The following is a 22,455-nucleotide window of genomic DNA, read 5'->3' as shown; positions in this document are numbered from 1 at the left end:
TTTGGCTTTGGAGCCGTCGGGCAATGAGCTTTGGGTAGGTACGTACCTCGACGGCCTCTATGCAATAAACACAACCACAAATACCGTAAGGAATTTTGCTATCAGTAAAAGTAAAACCGATTTCTCTAATATCCCCATCAACTGCTTAAAGGCTGACCGTCAAGGAAATATCTGGATTGGTACAAACGGAAACGGGATATATGTTTACCATCCAAAAACGGGAGAGTTGCTTCATTTTGATAAAATATTGCCTCTAAATGGTGGGCGAAATCTATTTTTAAACGGATATATTACTACTATTGAAGAAGATAAACAGGGCAAACTGTGGTTCGGTTCAAACGGCTCGGGGATTGCAGTATTTGACCCTGTGCAAAAAACGTTTGTTGTCTTAAATCACGGTAACAGCAAACTTCCTTTAGATAGGGTTCTGAGCATTTATTGCAGCAAACTAGGGCATATTTGGGTAGGCGTATTTGGAGGTGGGCTATGCTTGTATAATCCTAAAAATAAGGAATTTAGCCAGTACAGTGAAGAACATTTGCTTTCAAATGGAGTGATTTATAAAATTCTGGAAGATGAATTTGGTAAATTATGGGTAAGCACCAATAAGGGAATTAGTACATTCGACCCTAAAAAAAGCATATTCAAGAATTACACCTATCACAATGGCATACAGCAAAGTACCTTTAATGTGGGGGCAGGGCTAAAAACAAGCTCGGGCGAAATGTATTTTGGCGGGCTTGACGGCTTTAATTATTTCTACCCAAAAATGCTTTACCAAAATAAGAATGTACCGCCGATTGTCATTACGGATTTGAAAATCAATAATAAAAGCGCTAATCCAATAGACAATTCCGAAATTACCGACTACATATCTGTTGCCAAAGAGATTAATTTGAGCTACCGACAAAACTTTTCATTAGACTTTGTCGCGTTGAATTATACCGCCCCGCACGAAAGTCAATATTCATATATGCTGGAAGGTTTTGACAAAGAATGGAATAATGTAGGCTCCGTTACAACGGCCGTTTACACCAACTTAGACCCCGGAAAGTACACGTTTAGATTAAAAGCCAAAAGCGAAGATGGCTCTTGGCATTCCCCCGAAAAAACCATTGTAATTGTAGTAAATCCACCTTTTTGGCGCACTTACTACGCTTATTTTGTCTATTTGGCCCTCTTGATGACCACACTGTGGGCCATACGAAGACGAGGAATACAGAAATTGAGAAATGAATTTGCTTTGGAGCAAGAACGCCTTGAAGTAAAGCATCTAATAGAAAAAGAACGAAATGATGCCGAACGAAAAATGGAGTTGGAGCAGGTGAAAATAAAATTCCTGACCAATTTGAGCCATGAATTAAAAACGCCACTTACGCTTGTTTTAAATCCCATCGAAAGTCTGTTGTTTCAGGAAAAAAGCATTGAAAAACTGGACACCCTGAATCTAATCAATAGAAACGCAAAACGACTCTTGAACCTCGTAAACCAATTGCTTGATTTTCGTAAAATAGAGGACAATGAACTGAAGTTAAACCTTGCCGAAGGTGATCTGGTGTCCTTTGCAAAAGAGATTGTGGATTCATTTAAATACATTTCGGAGCGAAAAAACATTCAGCTTGATTTTAAAAGCGCCTTTAATGAGTATCACACAATCTTTGATAAGGAAAAGCTAGAGCGCATCTTACTCAATTTACTATCTAATGCCATAAAATTCACCAATGAAGAAGGCAATGTCTATTTCAGGATTGATGCCGAAGCCGAAAATGCGATAAAACTAACCATTGAGGATACAGGAATAGGGATGCCAACGGATATGTTGGAAAAAATCTTTGACCGGTTTTATCAAATCAACACCACCCCAAACATCCTCAATCAAGGTAGTGGCATTGGACTTTCTATCACTCAGGAGTTTGTGAAACTTCATGGCGGCACCCTAAAAGTGGAGAGTGAAGAAGGTGCAGGAAGTGTTTTTACGGTGTATTTGCCCCTGATTCCGCTCTCATCCCAGTCGATAACTTTAACGGACGCCCAAGATGAAAAGCAACAGGCCGCCCTTCGCTTAACCAGTAACGATGAAATCGAAGAGCATTCAAAAATTGGGAAGCCAGTTCTTTTGATTGTTGATGACAGTGAAGACCTTAGAACTTATTTAAAAGAGAATCTAAAAGCAAAATATAAAATCATTGAGGCATCGGATGGAAAACAAGGTTGGCAGAAAACCCTTGCGTGTCATCCCGAGATAATTGTAAGCGATGTAAATATGCCCAACATGGACGGCAGGGCCATGGTTCGGAAAATCAAAAATGATAATAGAACCAAGCACATTCCAGTCATTTTGCTCACGGTATTGGCCGAAGAAATTGACCAATTAAAAGGACTTGAAACAGGGGCAAACGATTATCTTACGAAACCCTTTAGTTTTCAGCTTTTGAACATAAAGATAAGCAACCTGCTCAATCTTAACACTACCTTAAAAAATACTTACAGTAAACATATTAATCTCGAAACCCCCGAAATAGAACTTGTTTCGGAGGATGAGAAATTTCTGCTGAAAATCTCGCGCTATGTAGAAGACCACATCGAAGACCCAGACCTGTCGGTGGACATTCTGAGTAAAACCATGTTTATGAGCCGCGGCACGCTGTATAATAAAGTATTGAGTCTGACGGGAGAAACACCCGTGGAATTTGTGCGCTCCATAAAACTTAAAAAGGCCGTGGCACTGCTTGAAAAAAGCGATATGAAGATTTCACAAATTGGCTACGCCGTTGGGTTCTCAAACCCTAACTATTTTGCAAGGGCATTTAAGGCAAAGTACAATGTGTCGCCCTCTGAGTACATTCAACTGAAAAGAGATTCTGCAAAAAGTACGCCCCGCTAGGCGCTCCAGATTTCCACTTACTGGTTTTCGTTATCGACGTACAATTTTATTGGGTGTCTGGGTTATTGTTATAACTAAATAAAGAAAATTTAACACAAACTCAACTTCTTTTTGCCCAGTCTCTGGGGCGGTAAGCTTTTGTGCAATTATAGCCTGATTTTATACATCCCTCGAAGGGCCGCGCCCTTTTTGTGATATTTTATGTGTCAAATTGACAATTTTAAACATTCGGAACATAGATTTGGTGAAACGTGCTACTTAGTTTTTTGTTAGCGCGCTTACTTTACACCCACAAATAATCGGCCGTGCTAAGGAAGATTATATAATTTATTCAACCAATCATATTTATACTATGAAACAATTCAACCTATCCATTTTACAATGGCAAAATAAACATTGCTATTGGGCGTGGTGTATTTTGCTGTTGATTCTTTCGGGATTTACAGTTAACGCACAGACCGTAAAGGGTATCATTAGATCAACAGCAAACGGGGTAATACCGGGTGCTTCGGTATTGGTAAAAGGAACCGCAAGAGGAACCACAGCCAACAATGAGGGGGCCTATTTTATCAATGCTTCGCCAAATGAAACCTTAGTATTCAGCTCGATTGGGAATAAGACCCAGGAGGTATTGGTAGGAAACCGCTCCACCATCGACATCGTATTAGAAGAAGACCAGTCAACTTTGAATGAGGTAGTGGTTGTTGGATATGGTACCCAACGCAAGCGGGACGTAACGGGAGCGGTTGTTTCAGTTACGGAGGCTACGTTGAAAGAAGTACCAGCTCCAAACCTGCTCAATCAACTCAAAGGTCGTGCGGCGGGGGTGTCTATCGTAAGCAACGGCTCTACGCCTGGTAGTCAGGCATCCATTCGTATCCGTGGTAACCGCTCCATTACGACTGGCAACGGTGACGGTCTGGACGGCCCCCTTGTGGTGGTAGATGGTATTCCGTTTGGAGGGCTGAATGACATAAACCCCGACGATATTGCGAACCTTGAAATCTTGAAAGATGCCTCGGCTACCGCCATTTTCGGTTCGAGAGGTGCTGGTGGTGTTATCCTGATTACCACCAAAAGAGGAAAAGTAGGAAAACCGATTTTGACTTATGATGGCTACCACGGTGTGACCAGCATCATGGGCAAATACAATGTCATGAATGGTGAGCAATATGCCAAATTCAAAGAGCAATCGGCAGCGCTAAACACCCAAGGAGCAGGTACTACGGCTTATCCTTTGACCGAAGAAGAAAAGGCAAACCTTGCCGCGGGCGTTTCGACCGATTGGCAAGATTTAATGTATAAGCAAGGATTTAACACAAGCCATCAGCTTGGATTGCAGGGCGGGGTAGAAAATACGCAGTACAGCATGGGGCTCGGCTATTTTAACGAAACGGGCATTATGCCAAACCAAAACTTTGACCGCTTTACGATTCGGGCTACCATAGACCAGAAAATCGGAAAACGGGTTAAAATTGGTTTAAATACCATCAATACGCTTACGCGTAGAAACGACCCTGCGGGTGGTGGTGTGCCGACGGAGTTGGTTCGTTTATCCCCATTGGTTAAGGCGTATAATGATGATGGAACCGTCAATTTGAATCCTAAAAAGGGTACGATTGAAGCGCAAGCGGTAAGCCCATTGACCCTCATTTCTCGGGGAGATGATATTCTTTCCAACGAGCGTTCGATTAGAACATTCAATAGTTTGTACGCGGAAGTAAACATATTGGACGGCTTAAGATACCGTTTTAATGCGGGTCTGAATTTCAGCCAAGTACATTTTAATGGCTATGGCCCGCCAAATACCTTTGTCAATACAGGTGTTGACCAAAATGTATCCAATGCAGATGTTAGAAATACCGAATATTGGGACGTAAACATGCAGCATTTGCTTTATTACGATAAAACGTTTGCTACAAAACATAGACTTGGTTTGACTGCGCTCTATGAAATCACCAAAAACCATAATTTGGGGAGTAGTTTTAACGTAAGAGGGGTCCCTGCGGATTACATTCAAACGGCCAACTTCTCATTGGCTTCTGGTCAGCCTACTGGCAGCGGAAGTTTTGGTGAAACGGGTCTGTTGTCTTACATGGCTCGTTTGAACTATACGTTCAATGATAAATATATCCTGACGGCTACGTTTCGCCGTGATGGGTCTTCTACCTTATCACCTGGTAATCAGTACTTCAACTACCCCGCAATCGGTTTAAGCTGGAACCTCATCGACGAGCCGTTTATGAAAGAGCTGAGCTTCTTGTCAAATTTGAAACTAAGAGGCGGTTGGGGTATTTCGGGCAACCGCAACGTAGGGGCTTATGCTACCTTGGGAGCGCTCTCAACTGGATACTATAATTTCGGTACAACCACGGCTGGTCAAGCGCTTGCTTATACTGTGACCAGCCTTCCGGCGAGTGATTTGGGTTGGCAGTCGACGTCTCAGACGGATATTGGTTTAGAAATCGGTTTATTTAACAACCGTATCACGGGGTCTTTTGATGTGTATTACCAAAAAACCAAAGACATTTTGCTTTCGGTCAACCTCCCCCAAAGTAACGGTGCGGGTTCAACCCTTAAAAACTTAGGAAGAACCGAAGGAAAAGGCTTTGAAGCTTCTTTGACGTTTGACATATTCAGAAACAAAGGTGGTTTTAATTGGAGCACCGATTTGACGTATTTCTTAAACCGTGAAAAAATCACGCAGCTTACTACCCCGCAGGAGTTGGATAATAAAGGAAACTTCTGGTTTGTGGGTCATCCGCTTACTGTCATTTATGACAACAACAAAATCGGTATTTGGCAGCAGGCAGATTTAGATAACGGCACGTTGAAAAAACAAACATCACCCGTTCAGCTTCCCGGTGAAATCAGAGTGGAAGATGTTGACAATAACGGCGTTATTGATGCAAACGATCGTAAAATTATCGGCAATTTTCAACCAAAATGGGAAGGTGGTTTGACCAATAGAATTAGCTTCAAAGGCTTTGATGTATCGTTTGTCACCTTCGCCCGGATGGGAATGAAGGTGGTTGTGCCGTACTTATCAGGAACTTCTGGTGGTGGTTCGGGTTTTGGTTTCCTTAACCAAGGTCGTTCAAACCAATTAGTGATGGATTACTGGACACCTGAAAACCCAACCAATGCTTTCCCAAGACCTGATGCAGGCGGTGGCGTACGCAACTTTACATCTACAACTTCTTATCAGGACGGGTCTTTCATCAAAATGAGAAGTATCAACGTAGGTTATACGGTCAATGCCAAGGTACTTAACAAAATTGGGGTTTCTTCGGCCCGTATTTACCTGAATGCCACCAATCCTTTTATCATTTATTCACCTTTAGTAAAAGCCGGTCTTGCAGTTGACCCCGAAGGAAACGGCTACGGTAACACCATTCAGGGCGGTAATTTTAACCGTTTCGTTACCGTAAACTTAAACAACCCGCCGGTTCGTCAATATACATTAGGTTTAAATCTTAAATTTTAATTCAAGATGAAAAAAATACATATTTCAATCGTTGCCTTCACTTTATTTTTCTGTCTGAGTTGCGGGAAAATACTGGAAGAGCATCCGCAATCGCAAATTGTTCCTTCGTTCTTCAATAGCCCAGCGGGCGTATTGGGGGGGATTGCCGGGGTATATAATGAAATCCGTGGTCAGTGGGGTACCGAAGGCTTTTCTTCTGAAATGCAGGCAGGTACTGACGAATTTATTCAAGGAGCCAGCAGTGGCGGCGGCCCTATACATACATTTAATGGCCTTAATAGTACCAACTTTGGGTCGGCATGGGGTGCCGCTTTTACAAGCATTAACACCATTAATGGCGTTCTGAAATTTGGTCAAAATATTGACCTGCCCGAAGCAACAAAAAATCAGTATTTAGCACAAGCTAAGTTTTTGAGGGCCTTCTGGTACTTCTACTTGGTTCAAACGTGGGGAGATGTGCCATTGCACACTGAGTTTATCACTTTACCCTCCCAAAGTGCCAAAAGAGACCCAGCAGCCGAGGTATACAAGTTAATTATTAAGGACTTAACCGAAGCCGCAGCGGCATTGCCCGATAAACCAACCGCACCATTTTTAGGCAAAGCTGCCACCAAACCCACAGCCTTGTTCTTTTTGGCAAAAGCCTATCTGACGCGCGGTTGGTTGACCAATTCGCAGGCTGACTTTGCAGAAGCCGCAAAAATCTCTAATGAGATTATTACCAATAAAGCGGCTTACGGACTTGATTTATGGCAGGATTTTGGCGATGCTTTTGTGCCTGCAAATGATTACGGCAAAGAAACCTTGTTTGTCAGCGACCACTCAAATGATGCAAAATACGGCTACTATCGACTAGGATCTGGTGAAAGCGGCGGTTTTGCCAATAACCTAACGCCTTGGTTTACCAACTGGAATTATCCGAACAACAGCGGTATAAATTCATTTATGAATGCTTCTGGGGTTTTGGTAAACTCTGGAACTTCAACCATGATACGTGATTCCTACTATGGGCGCCCGTATCAACGTATTCGCCCAAATAGTGTAAAACAAACATCTGGAGACAATACAGGCAAAAACTATTTTCTTGATCAGGCTTTTGTAAAGAGAGACATTGACTCACGATTTGCCAACACATTTTATACAGTCTATATCTCTAACACAACCGTGACCAATACGCCAACGGCGGCCAATAACAAACGCGGTATTGGTTATACCATGCAAATGGGCGTTGATACTGCGGTATGGATAACGGATTATGAAGTAGTAGGTGCTCCACAGTTTAACGGAACAAGACCTTTCAAAGGAATCATTGCTCCTCCAAGCTTATGGAAGTCCGATTTGTATCCTGCCGTTAAAAAACACATGGATCCGAGCCGGGGCAGTAACTTCAACGACCCTTCTACTCGCCCGGTGGTGATTACCCGTTTTTCTGAAGTGTATTTAGTAGGTGCAGAAGCCTACCTTATGTCTGGAAACAAAGCAAAAGCCGCTGAACTGCTTAATGTGGTTCGTCAAAGAGCTGCTTATCGCAAGACCAATACGGCGGCCCAAAATGCGGCTGCCGCTGCGGCGATGACAATCAGCGCCGATGATGTAACCGTTGATTTTATCCTGGATGAGAGGAGCAGAGAATTTTTTGGTGAGTGGATGAGATATCAGGACTTAGTTCGTACCAAAACATTGGTTAAACGTGTTCAGTCTTGGAACAGAGAGGCGTCTGCCTATGTCAAAGATTTTCATGTGCTAAGACCAATTCCTCAGTCGCAAATAGACCGTACGGTTGAGGGGCCTCCATTTACGCAAAACCCTGGTTATTAATTGAGTATTGTAGATAAATAAAGAGAATGATTAGAGATGTAAGAGGGTTTTCCTTCTTACATCTTTTTAATTTTTTAGCAAATTGTTTGCATAATTTACGTAATAAATATAACTTTTCTACCTTGAACGAAAAATTTACGATTATCATTTTTCTGAACGTATTAAAGCGGTAGTGCTACCATCACTATTTTTTTTGTATATACAAATGTGTCAATTTTACACATTCTGTTTTTTATCATAAGTATTTAGTTCAAAAACAATCAATTCTATCCTTAATATATCGCATAAACCTGTTATTAATGAAATCGTTTTTTACTTTCTGTTTACTGATTGCTTCCTACCTGGGTTTTTCTCAGGATAGTAAAAGCCTGAAACTTTGGTATACCAAACCCTCTGGCAAAACATGGGAAAATGCCCTGCCCATTGGCAATGGCCGACTGGGAGCGATGGTGTACGGAAATGTGGAAAAAGAAACGATTCAGTTGAATGAACACACCGTTTGGAGCGGAAGCCCCAACCGCAACGATAATCCGGCGGCATTGGTGGCCTTGCCCGAAATTCGGCAATTGATTTTTGACGGAAAACAAAAAGACGCCGAGCAGTTGGCCAACAAAGTAATCATTACCAAAAAGTCACACGGTCAGATGTTTCAACCCGTTGGCAATCTGCACCTCACCTTTGAAGGATACGAAAACTACACCGATTATTACCGCGAACTGGACATTGAACGAGCTGTTGCGAAAACGACTTATACCGTCAACGGCGTCAAATACACACGCGAGATTTTGGCTTCTTTTCCCGACCGGGTGATCGTCATGCATCTGACGGCAAGTAAGCCAAACAGCCTTTCTTTTGTCACTTCTTACGCTACACTCCATACTAAAAAAGAAATCAAAGCGACGGCCCCTAACGAACTCACCCTTTCCGGAACCACTTCGGACCACGAAGGAGTAAAGGGAATGGTCAATTTTAAAGGCATTTCCCGTATCAAAACCGTAGGCGGAAATATCGCGTCCAATGACACGTCAATTACGGTAAAAGGGGCCACAACCGCCACCATTTATATTTCCATTGCTACCAATTTCAATAACTATAAAGACATCAGCGGTGACGAAAGCGCCCGGGCAACCGAATATCTGAACAAAGCTTATCCAAAATCCTTTGCTGCAATTTTACCCTCCCATATCACTGCTTATCGGAAGTACTTTAACCGTGTTCAATTAGACCTCGGCACCACTGAAGCGGCAAAACTCCCCACCGATGAGCGACTGAAAAATTTCCGCAGCACCAGCGATCCGCACATGGTGACGCTTTACTATCAATTTGGGCGTTATTTGCTGATTTCCTCCTCACAACCCGGAAGTCAACCTGCCAACCTACAGGGAATTTGGAACAACAAAATGCGTCCGCCGTGGGACAGTAAATACACCATCAACATCAACGCGCAGATGAACTACTGGCCCGCTGAGAAAACGAATTTGGCCGAACTCCATGAGCCGTTTTTGAAAATGGTAAAAGAACTCTCGGAAACAGGGCAGGAAACGGCGCGTGTCATGTACGGTGCAAAAGGTTGGATGGCTCACCACAATACCGACATTTGGCGGGCAACGGGTGCCATCGACGGCGCTTTTTGGGGTATGTGGACGGGGGGAGGCGGCTGGACCGCCCAACACCTTTGGGAACATTATCTATACAGTGGTGATAAGAAATTTTTGACCGAAATCTATCCCATTCTGAAAGGAGCCGCTGCCTTTTACGCTGATTTTCTGGTTGAACATCCTAAGTATAAATGGTTGGTGATCAATCCGGGAAGTTCTCCCGAAAACGCCCCGAAAGCCCACGCCGGTTCGTCGTTGGATGCCGGAACTACGATGGACAACCAAATCGTGTTCGACGCTTTCAGTACGGCCATACGGGCGGCCGGAATCCTGAAAAAAGATGCCGCTTTTGCCGATACGCTTAGGAAACTACGCGGTCGCTTGGCTCCGATGCACGTGGGGCAACACGGCCAATTGCAGGAATGGTTGGATGACGTAGACGACCCCAACGACCGGCACCGCCACGTTTCGCATTTGTACGGGTTGTTTCCTGCCGTTCAAATTTCGCCTTATCGTACGCCCGAACTGTTCAATGCTTCGCGTACCACGCTGATTCATCGCGGTGATGTCTCAACAGGTTGGAGCATGGGTTGGAAAGTCAACTGGTGGGCCCGTTTGCAGGACGGAAATCATGCCTATACTCTGATTCAAAACCAGCTTACACCGTTGGGAGTCACCAAAGACGGAGGAGGAACCTATAATAATTTGTTTGATGCGCACCCCCCATTCCAGATTGACGGAAATTTTGGCTGTACTTCGGGCATTACCGAAATGCTCATGCAAAGCGCTGACGGGGCAGTGCATTTATTACCGGCCCTGCCGGACGTATGGCCATCGGGCAGCATCGGCGGGCTGCGGGCCATCGGCGGTTTTGAAGTGGTGAATATGCAGTGGAAAGACGGAAAACTGACTAAAGTAGAAGTTAAATCAACCCTTGGCGGCAACCTTCGTCTGCGCGCTGCGACCGGTCTGAAATTGAGTACAGGCGGCACGCTGAAAAAAGCATCGGGTCAAAACGCCAATCCGTTTTATGCCGTGGAAGAAACGCCAACCGCTGTCATTTCACCCAAAGCCAACTTAACCGCTCCCACCCTGAAAGAAACGATGCTGTACGATATTCCTACACAGGCAGGAAAAGTGTATATGCTTGTTAATCAATAATATAAATTATAAAAATTGATACTAACCTCTCTATAAAAATGTTCAAAAATAGCCTATTTGTTTTGCTGACGGCCCTATGTTTTGCAGTAAATTCTACCGCTTCAGCCCAATCCGTCACCTTGACCAATCCTATCCTGACCGGCTTTTATCCTGACCCGAGCATTGTCAAAGTAGGACCTGATTATTATTCCGTACATTCTACTTTTTCTTATTTCCCGGGTTTGCCCATCATGCACAGTCGTGACCTGAAAAACTGGAAACAAATCGGAAATGTGATCAACCGTCCGTCACAGATGGATTTCATGGGCGAGCGTATGAGCCGTGGGCTTTTTGCTCCTGCCATTACTTATTACAAAGGCATATACTACGTAACTTGCACTGATATTGACCATGACGGCAACTTTGTGGTGACTGCCACCAATCCTGCCGGCCCTTACAGCAATCCAGTAAAAATGCCCCAAGTAAGAGGTATTGACCCTTCTATTTATTTTGACGAAGCCACCGATAAAGCTTATGTGGTTTATAACAGCGATGCTCCTGATAATAAACCACTTTACCCGGGTCATCGCACAGTTCAGATGTATGAGTTTGATTACAAAAACTTAAAAACTATCGGAGAAAAAAAGCAATTGATAAACGGCGGTGTGGATATTACCAAAAAACCGGTTTGGATTGAAGGACCACACATTTTGAAACGCAACGATTGGTACATACTGTATTGTGCCGAAGGCGGAACTTCGGTCAATCACTCACAAGTGGCCTTGCGTAGCAAAGATATTTGGGGGCCGTATGTGCCGTTTGAAGGCAATCCTGTATTGACCCAAAGAGGCTTACCCGCCGACCGCTCCAACCCGATTACATCGGCAGGACACGCTCAGTTTATCGAAGGTCCCGATGGCAATTGGTATTCAATTTTCTTGGCTGTTCGCCCTTACGAAGGTGATTATTATAATACCGGTCGTGAAATGTTCATTGCTCCGCTCACTTGGGTAAACGATTGGCCAATGATTGAACACGGTGAAAAAGTCATTGAATACAAATACAAAACCAACATCAAAGAAGTAAAACAGAAAGGCGCTTTACCACAAAACGGCAATTTTGCTTATACCATAAAGTTCGACAGAGGACTCGACCTTTCGCTAATGCACTTGCGAACTGTTGATAGTAGTTCATTTAAAACTTCTAAAAATGGTCTAACGCTTAAACTCAAGCCTGAAACTATCTCAGAGTTGGGCAATCCATCTTTTGTGGCCAAACGCCAGCAACACATGTATTCAGTAGCTGAAACAGAGTTGAATTTTACTCCAAAAACTGAAAAAGAAAAGGCGGGTTTGGTGATTTATCAAGACGAAAGCCATTTTTACTTTTTGGCAAAATCTATCAAAGATGGTAAAACACAAGTGGAATTATACAAAAGTGTGCATCGCAAAAAAGAGGTAGAATTGATAAATACGCTACCCGTGGGAAATGGCAAATTGAGTTTAAAAATAACTTCAAAAGCCGATAAAGTTGATTTTGAGATTTCTGAAAACGGTAAAACTTACAAAATCATTGCCGAAAACTTAGATGGTAAGCACTTATCTACCAAAGTATCAGGTGGATTTATTGGCAATGTGTATGCTATGTATGCTACTTCAAACGGTGAAAAAAGCGATAATATAGCAACATTTAAGTATTTGAAATACAGTGGCAATGATTCTATGTTGAAATAAAAACAGTCCCGTTTTGAAAGCAATCCTCTTACATAGTGTAACGACTTTTTTGCTCAGCTTCTCGGTGTTGGGGCAGATGCAGTCATTTTCATTGCAGGAAGTAAAGGTCACGGGCGGTGCCTTTAAGAATGCGCAGGATGTGGACCTCAGGTACATTCTGTCGCTGAATCCTGACAAACTTCTGGCCCCTTACCTCATTGATGCCGGTTTGCCTTTGAAAGCCGAACGTTATGGCAATTGGGAAAGCTCGGGATTGGACGGACACATCGGGGGGCATTACCTTTCCGCACTGGCGATGATGTATGCTTCTACGGGAAATACTGAATTACAAAAGCGCCTGAACTACATGGTTGGCCAACTGGCTCAGTGTCAGGCCAAAAACGGCAATGGTTACGTAGGCGGTATTCCGCAGGGAAAGGTATTTTGGGAACGGATCCACAAAGGAGATATTGACGGAAGCAGTTTTGGGTTAAACAATACGTGGGTGCCGCTTTACAATATTCATAAGCTGTTTGCCGGATTGCGTGATGCCTACGAATATGCCGATAATCAACAGGCGAAACAGGTATTGATCGGTTTGGGGGATTGGTTTATCGAGCTCATCCGGCCGCTTTCAGACGCCCAAATTCAGCAGATCCTGCGCACCGAACATGGCGGGATGAACGAAGCCTTTGCCGATTTATACCTTCTGACCAAGGATAAGAAATATCTCGAAACCGCGCAGAAAATTTCGCATCGGTTGATTTTGAATCCGTTACTGGAAAAGCAGGATAAACTCACCGGTCTTCATGCCAATACGCAGATTCCGAAGGTTATCGGTTTTGAAAAAATCGCCATGCTCACGGGCAATGCAGACTGGTCGGAGGCGGCGCGTTTTTTTTGGCAGAATGTTTCCCAAACCCGAACTGTGGCCTTTGGCGGCAATAGTGTGCGGGAGCATTTCAATCCCACCAACGATTTCAGCTCGATGCTTAAATCGAATCAGGGCCCTGAGACCTGCAATTCATTTAACATGCTGCGCCTGAGCAAAGCCTTGTTTTTGGATAAAAATGATCTGAGTTACCTAGATTTTTACGAACGCACCCTTTACAATCATATCCTGTCGAGCCAACATCCTCAAAAAGGTGGATTTGTTTACTTCACCCCTATTCGCCCCAATCATTATCGGGTCTATTCACAGCCCGAAACGAGCATGTGGTGTTGCGTAGGCTCCGGACTGGAAAACCACACGAAATACGGCGAATTGATCTACAGTCATACAGCCAATGATCTGTTTGTCAATCTGTTTATTCCTTCGACCTTAGACTGGAAAGAAAAAAACATTCAGTTGATTCAGACTACGGAGTTTCCTTACAAGAATCAGTCAGAGTTAGTACTCAAATTGGCAAAATCGCAGAATTTTTCCATCAATATTCGTTATCCGAAATGGGCCGAAAATGTGGAAATTTTGGTCAATGGAAAACCGCATCCAACCAATGCCAAGCCATCCGATTACGTAGCTATTCAGAAAAAATGGAAATCGGGAGATAAAGTATCGGTGCGTTTTACCACTTCTACCCATTTGGAATACCTGCCCGATAACTCCAACTGGGCGGCTTTTGTGCACGGGCCTATTGTGCTGGCGGCCAAGACTTCTACCGCCGATTTAGTCGGTCTTTTTGCCGACGACAGCCGCATGGGTCACGAAACCAAAGGCAAATTATATCCGATTGATAAAGCCTATACGTTGATTGGGAATCCTGATACTTACACATCAAAAGTAAAACCGACCGCCAACCTGAAATTCAGTCTGGATTCGCTGACGCTGCAACCCTTTTACGAAATACATGATGCGCGTTATCAGATGTATTTCCAAACGTTTACGCAAGCGGATTTTGAAGCACAAAAAATCAAACAAAGACAACAGGAAGCTGGGGCATTGGCTATGGAAGCGAAAACGGTTGATAAGGTGAATTGCGGCGAGCAACAGCCCGAAGTGGATCACTTGTATAAAGGAGAAAAAAGCGATTCCGGCTACGATGATGACGGTCATTTCTGGAGAAATACCCGTTCCTATATTTCGTATCAATTGCAGAACAAAGACTTGGCAGGGAAGTCGCTGGAAATTCATTTTTCGGGGAATCTGAAAACGGATGACGTAGGTATCCTCATCAATGACCAACCTGCAAAAATAATCACGGTAAAAGACAAATTTATTATCATCAAAGCCGATGACAAAGAGACGGTTAACGTAAAAATCAGTAGTGAAAACGGAAAGCCGACGCCTCGTTTTCATCAAATCAGAATTGTGAAAGAATAAAACCTGACTCATGAATAAACGCTTATTATACATCGGTTTTTCGGCAGTTATCATGCTTTTGATGGTGTTACCGTCAAAAGCCCAAAGGGGCAGGAACCCCGTCATTTTGGCCGACGTGCCCGACATGGCCATGATTCGGGTGGGAAATACGTACTACATGAGCAGCACCACCATGCACATGAGCCCGGGTTTGCCGATCATGAAATCAAAAGATTTGGTCAATTGGCAATTGGTTAGTTACGCCTACGACACGTTGGCAACGGTCGATGCACTTACGTTGACCAACGGCAAAAGTACTTACGGGCGCGGTTCGTGGGCAAGCAGTTTTCGCTATCACAAGGGAACGTTTTACGTAACGACCTTTGCCCAAACCACGGGAAAAACCTACATCTACACCACCAAAAACATCGAAAAAGGGCCTTGGAAAGTAGCGACGTTCAAACCCTCTTACCATGACCACACGCTGTTTTTTGACGATGACGGTCGAAATTACCTAATTTATGGCGCGGGAAAACTCAAAATCGTAGAGCTCAATGCGGAAGTGACGGGGGTTAAGGAAGGCACGACCGAACAGGTTCTTATCGAAAATGCCAGTACTCCCTCGGGCACCGGCGGTGGGCTGCCGGCCGAAGGTTCGCAGTTGTTCAAAGTCAACGGCAAGTACTATCTTTTTAACATTTCATGGCCCCGAGGCGGTATGCGTACCGTCTTGATTCACCGCGCCGACAAAATCACCGGGCCGTGGGAAGGGCGCGTGGCCTTGCAGGATTTGGGCGTGGCACAAGGCGGATTGATTGATACGCCCGATAGAAAATGGTTTGCCTACTTGTTCCGCGATTTTGGCGGTGTGGGACGTATTCCGTACTTGGTTCCGGTCAAATGGGAAGACGGCTGGCCCGTATTGGGCGAAAACGGCAAAGTCCCCGAAACGCTTGATTTACCGGCCAACAAATCCCTAATTCCTGGCATCGTAGCTTCCGATGATTTCACCCGTAAAAAAGGCGATGCCACCTTGCCGTTGGTTTGGCAATGGAACCACAACCCGGACAATGCTTTGTGGTCAATTTTCGAAAGAAAAGGCTTTTTACGATTAAAAACGGGGCGGGTGGATACCTCCTTTGTATTGGTCAGAAATACGTTAACCCAACGAACCATCGGCCCTGAATCGACGGGCTCGACCTTACTGGATGTTTCCAACATGAAAGAGGGCGACTTTGCCGGCTTGGGTTTATTACAAAAAAACTACGGTTTAGTGGGTGTCAAGGTTGGGAAAGGCAACAAATCAATCGTGATGGTGAGTGCCAATACGGGCAAACCCATTGAAATTGAGCTAATTCCACTTACCCAAAACACGGTTTATTTTAAAGCCGAGTGCAACTTCAAAAACCGCGCCGACATAGCTCATTTCTTTTACAGCCTTGACGGCAAAGTCTGGACGAAAATCGGTGAACCTTTGAAAATGCCGTACACCATTCCGCATTTTATGGGCTATCGTTTCGGTTTGTTCAATTATGCCACCCAAAACGTGGGCGGTTTTGCCGATTTCGATTATTTCAGGATTGAGGATTCGATTTCAAAGAAATAACGACCTATTCTTAACCACAATGTTCACTAAGTATACACAAAGGTCTCTAAGATGTTTTGTCCCCATCGTGCCATTCTTTGAGTTCTTTGTAGTTATCAACCCCATAACTTACTACTGATGAAACGCTTACTTTTATTTTTGGCAATTTGTTTTGGTGGACTTTTTAGCGCCCAAGCCCAAGACCCTAACTTCCATATATACCTCTGCATCGGTCAGTCAAACATGGAGGGGCCCGCTAAAATTGAGGCGCAGGACACACTGGTGGATATCCGGCTTCAACTCCTTGCGGCCGTGGATTGTCCTGAATTAGGACGAACAAAAGGCAATTGGTATACGGCCAAACCACCCCTTTGTCGCTGCAATACCCGTCTTTCTCCCGCCGATTATTTTGGAAGAACGTTGGTTGCCAATCTGCCCCAAAATATAAAGGTCGGTTTTGTGCATGTCGCCGTGGCGGGGAGTAAAATTGAGATTTTCGATAAAAAAGACTACAAAATGTACCTCGATACCTCGGCCAAAGAACGGCCATGGATGATCAACATGGCCAACCAATACGGTGGAAACCCGTACGAAAGGCTCGTAGAAATGGCGAAATCTGCTCAAAATCAAGGTGTTATCAAAGGTATTTTGCTGCATCAGGGTGAGTCGAATACGGGTGATAAAGCGTGGCCGGCCAAAGTGAAGAAAATCTACGACGATTTGCTTACCGACCTGAATTTACCCGCCAACTCCATTCCGCTACTGGCAGGCGAATTGGTCAATGCTGACCAAGGCGGCAAATGCGCGAGCATGAATACCATCATTGCTACCTTGCCGCAAGTGATTCCCAATGCTATTGTTGTTTCATCCAAAGGTCTGCCCGCCGTTGCAGATAAACTGCACTTCAGCAGTGAAGGAATCCGAATTTTTGGCAAACGGTACGCTGCGGCACTGTTAGCTTCTCAAGGGAAAAAAATTGAAATCGACGAAAGTAGTATTGCCCCACCCGCCCCCGTAAAAGTACAGGAAGGCTTACTGCAAGGCAGCACCGAAAATGGCCTGTCGGTCTATAAAGGCATTCCCTTTACCGCACCGCCGGTCGGTGAACTTCGCTGGAAAGCACCGCAACCCGCCGCTAAATGGGAAGGAGTTAAAAATGCCACCCAATTTGCCCCTGCACCCTATCAGGGAGGGAATCCACCTTCCGGAAAGAGCGAGGATTGTTTGTATCTAAATATCTGGTCGCCTGCCAAAACGGCCAATGAAAACCTACCCGTCATGGTTTGGATTTATGGCGGCGGTTTTAGTTTTGGGGCCACCTCCGAGCTGGTAACAAATGGCGAAAAATTGGCCAAAAAAGGCGTAATACTGGTCAGTATCGCCTACCGGGTCAATCAAATGGGCTTTTTAGCTCACCCGGAATTGAGTGCGGAAACGCCACAAAAAACGTCAGGAAACTATGGGCTACTGGACATGATTGCGGGCTTGCAATGGGTACGGAAAAATATCAACGCTTTTGGGGGCAACCCTGACAAAGTAACCATCTTCGGCGAATCGGCCGGAGGGATTGCCGTCAGTATGCTATGTGCTTCACCATTGGCCAAAGGACTTTTTCACGGTGCCATTTCGCAAAGCGGCGGTTCTTTCGGGCCCCACCGAATTACTACCTATCCCGGTGAAAACATGAAACTTCTTGCGTTGGCCGAAAAACAAGGTATTGAGTTTATGGAAAAAGCGGGCGCAAAATCGTTGGCTGAATTACGTTCCCTTCCTGCCGACAAACTTCCTTCGGGGTTTGGTAATCCGGGTGGCTGGCCTATTGTGGACGGCTATGTCATCCCCGACGATCAATACTTGCTGTATCAAAAAGGAAAATACAACCATACACCCGTTCTGATAGGTTATAACTCCGACGAAGGAGCGAGTTTTATGCCCCCAAAAACTCCTAAAGATTATGTGGATGGGGTAAACAAACGGTATGGGCCTTTTGCCGAAAAATTGATAAAAGCGTATCCCGTTGATGAAAACAGCGTTCCAAAAACCGCACGTGATCTGGCGCGTGACGCTGCTTTTGGCTGGCAAACGTGGGTGTGGGCCAATCTTCAATCCCAAAAATCGAAAGACAAGGTTTTCTATTACTATTTAGACCAACACCCAGAGCATCCCGTCGGTTCTGCCAAGTTTGGTTATGGTTCACCCCACGGGCAAGATGTTGCTTTTGTATTTGGAAACCTCAATCCCGTCGACCAAAACCGTACTGCAACGGATGCGGAATTGTCGGAAACAATCATGAATTATTGGACGAATTTTGCTAAAAACGGCGACCCCAATGGCGAAAATTTACCCAAATGGGAGGCTTTTTCTCCCAAAAAAACTGCGGTCATGTACTTTCAGCAAAAAGCATTTATGGGTTCTGTCCCAAGTGAGGATGCCATGAAAGTATTGGATACATATTTTGAATGGCGACGCACTCCCGAAGGAAAAGAATGGGCAAAATGATATAAAGCACTTAACCTTCTATGTAAATCATGAAAACGAAATCACTATTCTTATTGGCCTTGGCACTACTGAACTTCAGTGTTGCTATAGCTCAACCCAATCCAAGACCCGTCGTCGTTTCTCCCGAAATACATGCTGACAATTCAGTTACCTTTCGTTTTTATGCACCAAAAGCTACTGATGTTAAGCTGAATGCTCAGTTTGAAAAATCGCCCTTGGCCATGACCAAAGACGACAAAGGGGTTTGGAGTATTACCACCAATCCTGTGAAGCCCGATATGTACCCCTATTCTTTCAATATAGACGGAATCTCGGTGGCTGATCCAAACAATACGGCTATTTTTCCCAATGAGGGATTTCAAAACAGTGTAGTGGAAATTACGGGCAGTTCTCCCCTGATTCATACGCTGCAAAATGTGCCTCACGGTACGGTTTCCTACCGTTATTATCAGTCGCCCGAATTAGGCACTCGTCCGGTAGTTATTTACACACCGCCCGGTTATGAGTCTAATCCAAAGGCTTCCTATCCGGTACTTTATCTGCTGCACGGCACGACCGATACTGAAGAAACGTGGTCAAAAGTAGGTAGGGCAAATGTCATTTTGGATAATCTGATCGCTCAAAGTAAAGCCAAGCCCATGATTATCGTGATGCCGTATGGACGGGCTTATCCGGTCATCAGCAAGTCGTCGGGCAGTTTGAGAAATTGGGACAATTTGCAGGAGTTTCAAAAGGATTTCTTCGGAAACTTAATGCCGTTTGTTGAAAAAAACTACCGAACAATGAACGACAAAAACAATCGAGCCATTGCAGGTTTTTCGGGAGGTGGAGGAACAACCCTTTATTTTGGATTAAATAACACCGATAAGTTCGCCTACGTATGCGGTTTTGCCCCCGGAATGCTCAAAAATGAGTTTGACCGTAACAATGAGGTGTTTTTTAAGAACACTGAACAGGCCAACAAAAACCTGAAACTCTTTTGGATCGGTGTGGGCAAAGAAGATGGGCTGTATGCTGTAAATCAGGAATATATGCAGCTACTTGATCAAAAGAAAATTAAATACGAAAGCCTCTTTACCGACGGTGGACATACCTGGATGAATGTGAAACATTATCTAAGTGTCATTGCTCCGAAACTCTTTAAATAAATTCAACCTGTACCTCTTTTTAACGATGAAACTTAAAGCAATTATTCGATTATTCGGGCTTTTTGCGATACTGGCAATACCAAAAATTGGAAGAAGTCAGCCCCCGCGCGGGCCATTTGTTGTCTCGCCCAAAGTTAATCCCGACAAGACGGTGACATTTTCCTATTTGGCACCCAATGCTTCCACTGTGTTATTGGGTGGCGGACAGTTTGGAGCCGTGGATGTACCCATGACAAAGAATGCCGAAGGCGTATGGTCGGTGACGTTCGGACCCATAAAACCCGATATTTACCCGTACAGCTTCAAAGTAGATGGTGTAACGGTGATGGACCCGGCCAACGTAAATTTCTTTCCCAATGAGCGATTCAAGGGCAGTTTGGTCGAAATACCCTCCGATTCTCCGGCCATTTATGCCCTGAGAAACGTACCGCACGGTGCCGTTACGTATGAATATTACCCTTCGGTCGAAGGCTCCACGGGAACCATAGTAGTGTATACGCCACCGGGTTATAACAAAGAAACGTCTAAAAAATATCCGGTTTATTACCTCATCAGCGGCACTACGGACACTGAGGAAACTTTTTGGAAAGTGGGTAAAACGAACCTTATGTTAGACAATATGATCGCGGAAGGCATCGCAAAACCGATGATCGTGGTCATGCCTTACGGCAACCCGGCCGCTCGCATTGCCGAACAAAAAAGCCTTTCAAAACCCACTGACATTGTCAATCGTGACAGTGAAGATGCGGTTCGCCGGGCCAAGTTTTTTGAAACTGACCTTATCACCAATATTATTCCTTATACGGATAAAAATTACCGGACCCTCGCCAATCGTGACAATCGGGCAATTGGCGGTTTTTCGCGGGGCGGCGGTCAAACGCTCAGAGCGGCTTTCAACAACGTAGATAAATTTGCTTACGTGTGTAGCTATGCCTCCTACATTTCGCCGGCTGAAATGGACAAAAACTTTACAAACATCACCGCAAATCCTGATAAGACCAATAAGGATTTCAAATTGCTCTTTTCGGGTATCGGCACCGAGGATTTTCTTTACAAAGGCACGGTTGAATGGGAAACCTATTTGAAAGAGAAGAAAATTAACTACAAAAGTTACGTCACCGACGGCGGCCACACGTGGATGAACGTAAAGAAATACCTCAACGAAACGCTGCCTTTACTCTTTAAATGATTGATTATCAAGATGAAAAAACAGATAATAGTTTTTGCGTTACTGTGTTTGGTACTAAATGTGGTGGCTCAACGTCCGCCAGCCATCAGCTCACCGGATGTGAATGCAGATAACAGTATCACCTTTCGATATTTCTCCAAAACGGCTCGTGAAGTAAAACTTTCGGGCGAATTTTTGAAAGAACCCATCGCCCTAACGAAAGACACTTCCGGAATCTGGAGCGTGACCGTGCCGCCTGTTACGCCTGATATTTATCCTTACAATTTTACCGTCGATGGCGTTGGAGTGGCTGACCCAAACAACACCCATATTTTTGCCAACGAACGGTTCAAACGCAGCATTGTGGACGTGAAAGGCGATAAACCTTTGGTTCACAGTCTGCAAAATGTGCCGCACGGTAAGGTCAGCTACCATTATTACAATTCGGCTACGCTCAAAACTATCCGCCAATTATTGGTTTACACACCACCGAATTTTGACGCTTCGGGCAAAACCCAATACCCTGTTTTGTACCTGATTCACGGCGGTTCTGACACCGAAGAAACGTGGACCAAAGTGGGCAAAGCAAACCTTATTGCTGATAATTTGATAGCCCAAGGCAAAGCCAAACCCATGATTATTGTTATGCCGTATGGCAACGTTCGCCCGGCCCCGATGCCTGATTTCACCAAAGACGTAGTGAACGACATCGTGCCATTTGTGGAAGCTAATTATTCCGTTCAGGCCGACAGCAAAGGCCGCGCCGTGGCAGGGTTTTCGGTAGGTGGCGGGCAAACGCTCAACATTGGCCTCACCAACACCGATAAGTTTGCCTATATCTGTTCGTACGCTCCGTATACCGCCACCGACGAATTCAAAAAGAATTTTACTGACTGGAAACCCGATGCTGATAAAATCAATAAACAGTTAAAACTATTCACCGTCAGCGTAGGGACTGAAGATTTTCTGTACGAAAGTGTGAAGCAAAATCTTGCGATGTTCAACGATAAGAAAATCAAAGTGAAGCCACTGATTGTATCGGGCGGACATACGTGGATGAACTGTAAATTGTTTTTGGCCACATCTCTACAAGAAATTTTTAAATAGTTTTTCAATC

General features: G+C 44.5%; 11 protein-coding genes. All 11 read left to right on the top strand.

Annotation, left to right across the window (positions count from 1 at the left end):
• Positions 1 to 2,884: hybrid sensor histidine kinase/response regulator transcription factor (locus DVG78_RS27915; RefSeq protein WP_147277192.1), on the top strand; the 2,884-nt coding region annotated here is incomplete at its 5' end.
• 352 nt (positions 2,885 to 3,236) lie between these two features.
• A complete protein-coding gene (locus DVG78_RS27910) occupies positions 3,237 to 6,371 on the top strand; it encodes a SusC/RagA family TonB-linked outer membrane protein (RefSeq protein WP_114464305.1) in 3,135 nt (1,044 codons plus the stop codon).
• A 6-nt stretch (positions 6,372 to 6,377) separates the two neighbouring features.
• The gene (locus tag DVG78_RS27905) at positions 6,378 to 8,189 is read left to right on the top strand and encodes a RagB/SusD family nutrient uptake outer membrane protein (RefSeq protein WP_114464304.1); all 1,812 of its coding nucleotides are present in this window, start codon (positions 6,378 to 6,380) and stop codon (positions 8,187 to 8,189) included.
• Positions 8,190 to 8,488: 299 nt separating this feature from the next.
• The gene (locus tag DVG78_RS27900) at positions 8,489 to 10,948 is read left to right on the top strand and encodes a glycoside hydrolase family 95 protein (protein WP_114464303.1); all 2,460 of its coding nucleotides are present in this window, start codon (positions 8,489 to 8,491) and stop codon (positions 10,946 to 10,948) included.
• A gap of 38 nt (positions 10,949 to 10,986) precedes the next feature.
• Positions 10,987 to 12,660 (top strand): glycoside hydrolase family 43 protein, encoded by a 1,674-nt coding sequence (locus tag DVG78_RS27895; RefSeq protein WP_114464302.1) that lies wholly within the window; start codon positions 10,987 to 10,989, stop codon positions 12,658 to 12,660.
• A 13-nt stretch (positions 12,661 to 12,673) separates the two neighbouring features.
• Entirely contained in the window at positions 12,674 to 14,959 is a 2,286-nt protein-coding gene (locus DVG78_RS27890; protein ID WP_262511878.1) for a glycoside hydrolase family 127 protein, read from the top strand.
• Positions 14,960 to 15,011: 52 nt separating this feature from the next.
• A complete protein-coding gene (locus DVG78_RS27885; protein ID WP_374755738.1) occupies positions 15,012 to 16,544 on the top strand; it encodes a glycoside hydrolase family 43 protein in 1,533 nt (510 codons plus the stop codon).
• A 117-nt stretch (positions 16,545 to 16,661) separates the two neighbouring features.
• On the top strand, positions 16,662 to 19,022 hold the full coding sequence (locus DVG78_RS27880) for a carboxylesterase family protein (RefSeq protein WP_114464299.1): 2,361 nt from the start codon (positions 16,662 to 16,664) through the stop codon (positions 19,020 to 19,022).
• A gap of 29 nt (positions 19,023 to 19,051) precedes the next feature.
• Complete coding sequence (locus DVG78_RS27875; protein ID WP_114464298.1) at positions 19,052 to 20,170, top strand: esterase; 1,119 nt, start codon at positions 19,052 to 19,054, stop codon at positions 20,168 to 20,170.
• A 25-nt stretch (positions 20,171 to 20,195) separates the two neighbouring features.
• Entirely contained in the window at positions 20,196 to 21,359 is a 1,164-nt protein-coding gene (locus DVG78_RS27870) for an esterase (RefSeq protein ID WP_114464297.1), read from the top strand.
• A gap of 12 nt (positions 21,360 to 21,371) precedes the next feature.
• The gene (locus tag DVG78_RS27865; protein WP_114464296.1) at positions 21,372 to 22,445 is read left to right on the top strand and encodes an alpha/beta hydrolase; all 1,074 of its coding nucleotides are present in this window, start codon (positions 21,372 to 21,374) and stop codon (positions 22,443 to 22,445) included.
• Positions 22,446 to 22,455: the final 10 nt, after the last annotated feature.

The organism is Runella aurantiaca, assembly GCF_003339505.1.
In the GTDB taxonomy this organism is placed as follows: Bacteria; Bacteroidota; Bacteroidia; order Cytophagales; family Spirosomataceae; genus Runella; species Runella aurantiaca.
Note: the sequence above shows the minus strand (reverse complement) of the source record. Positions and strands in the feature narration are given on the sequence as shown.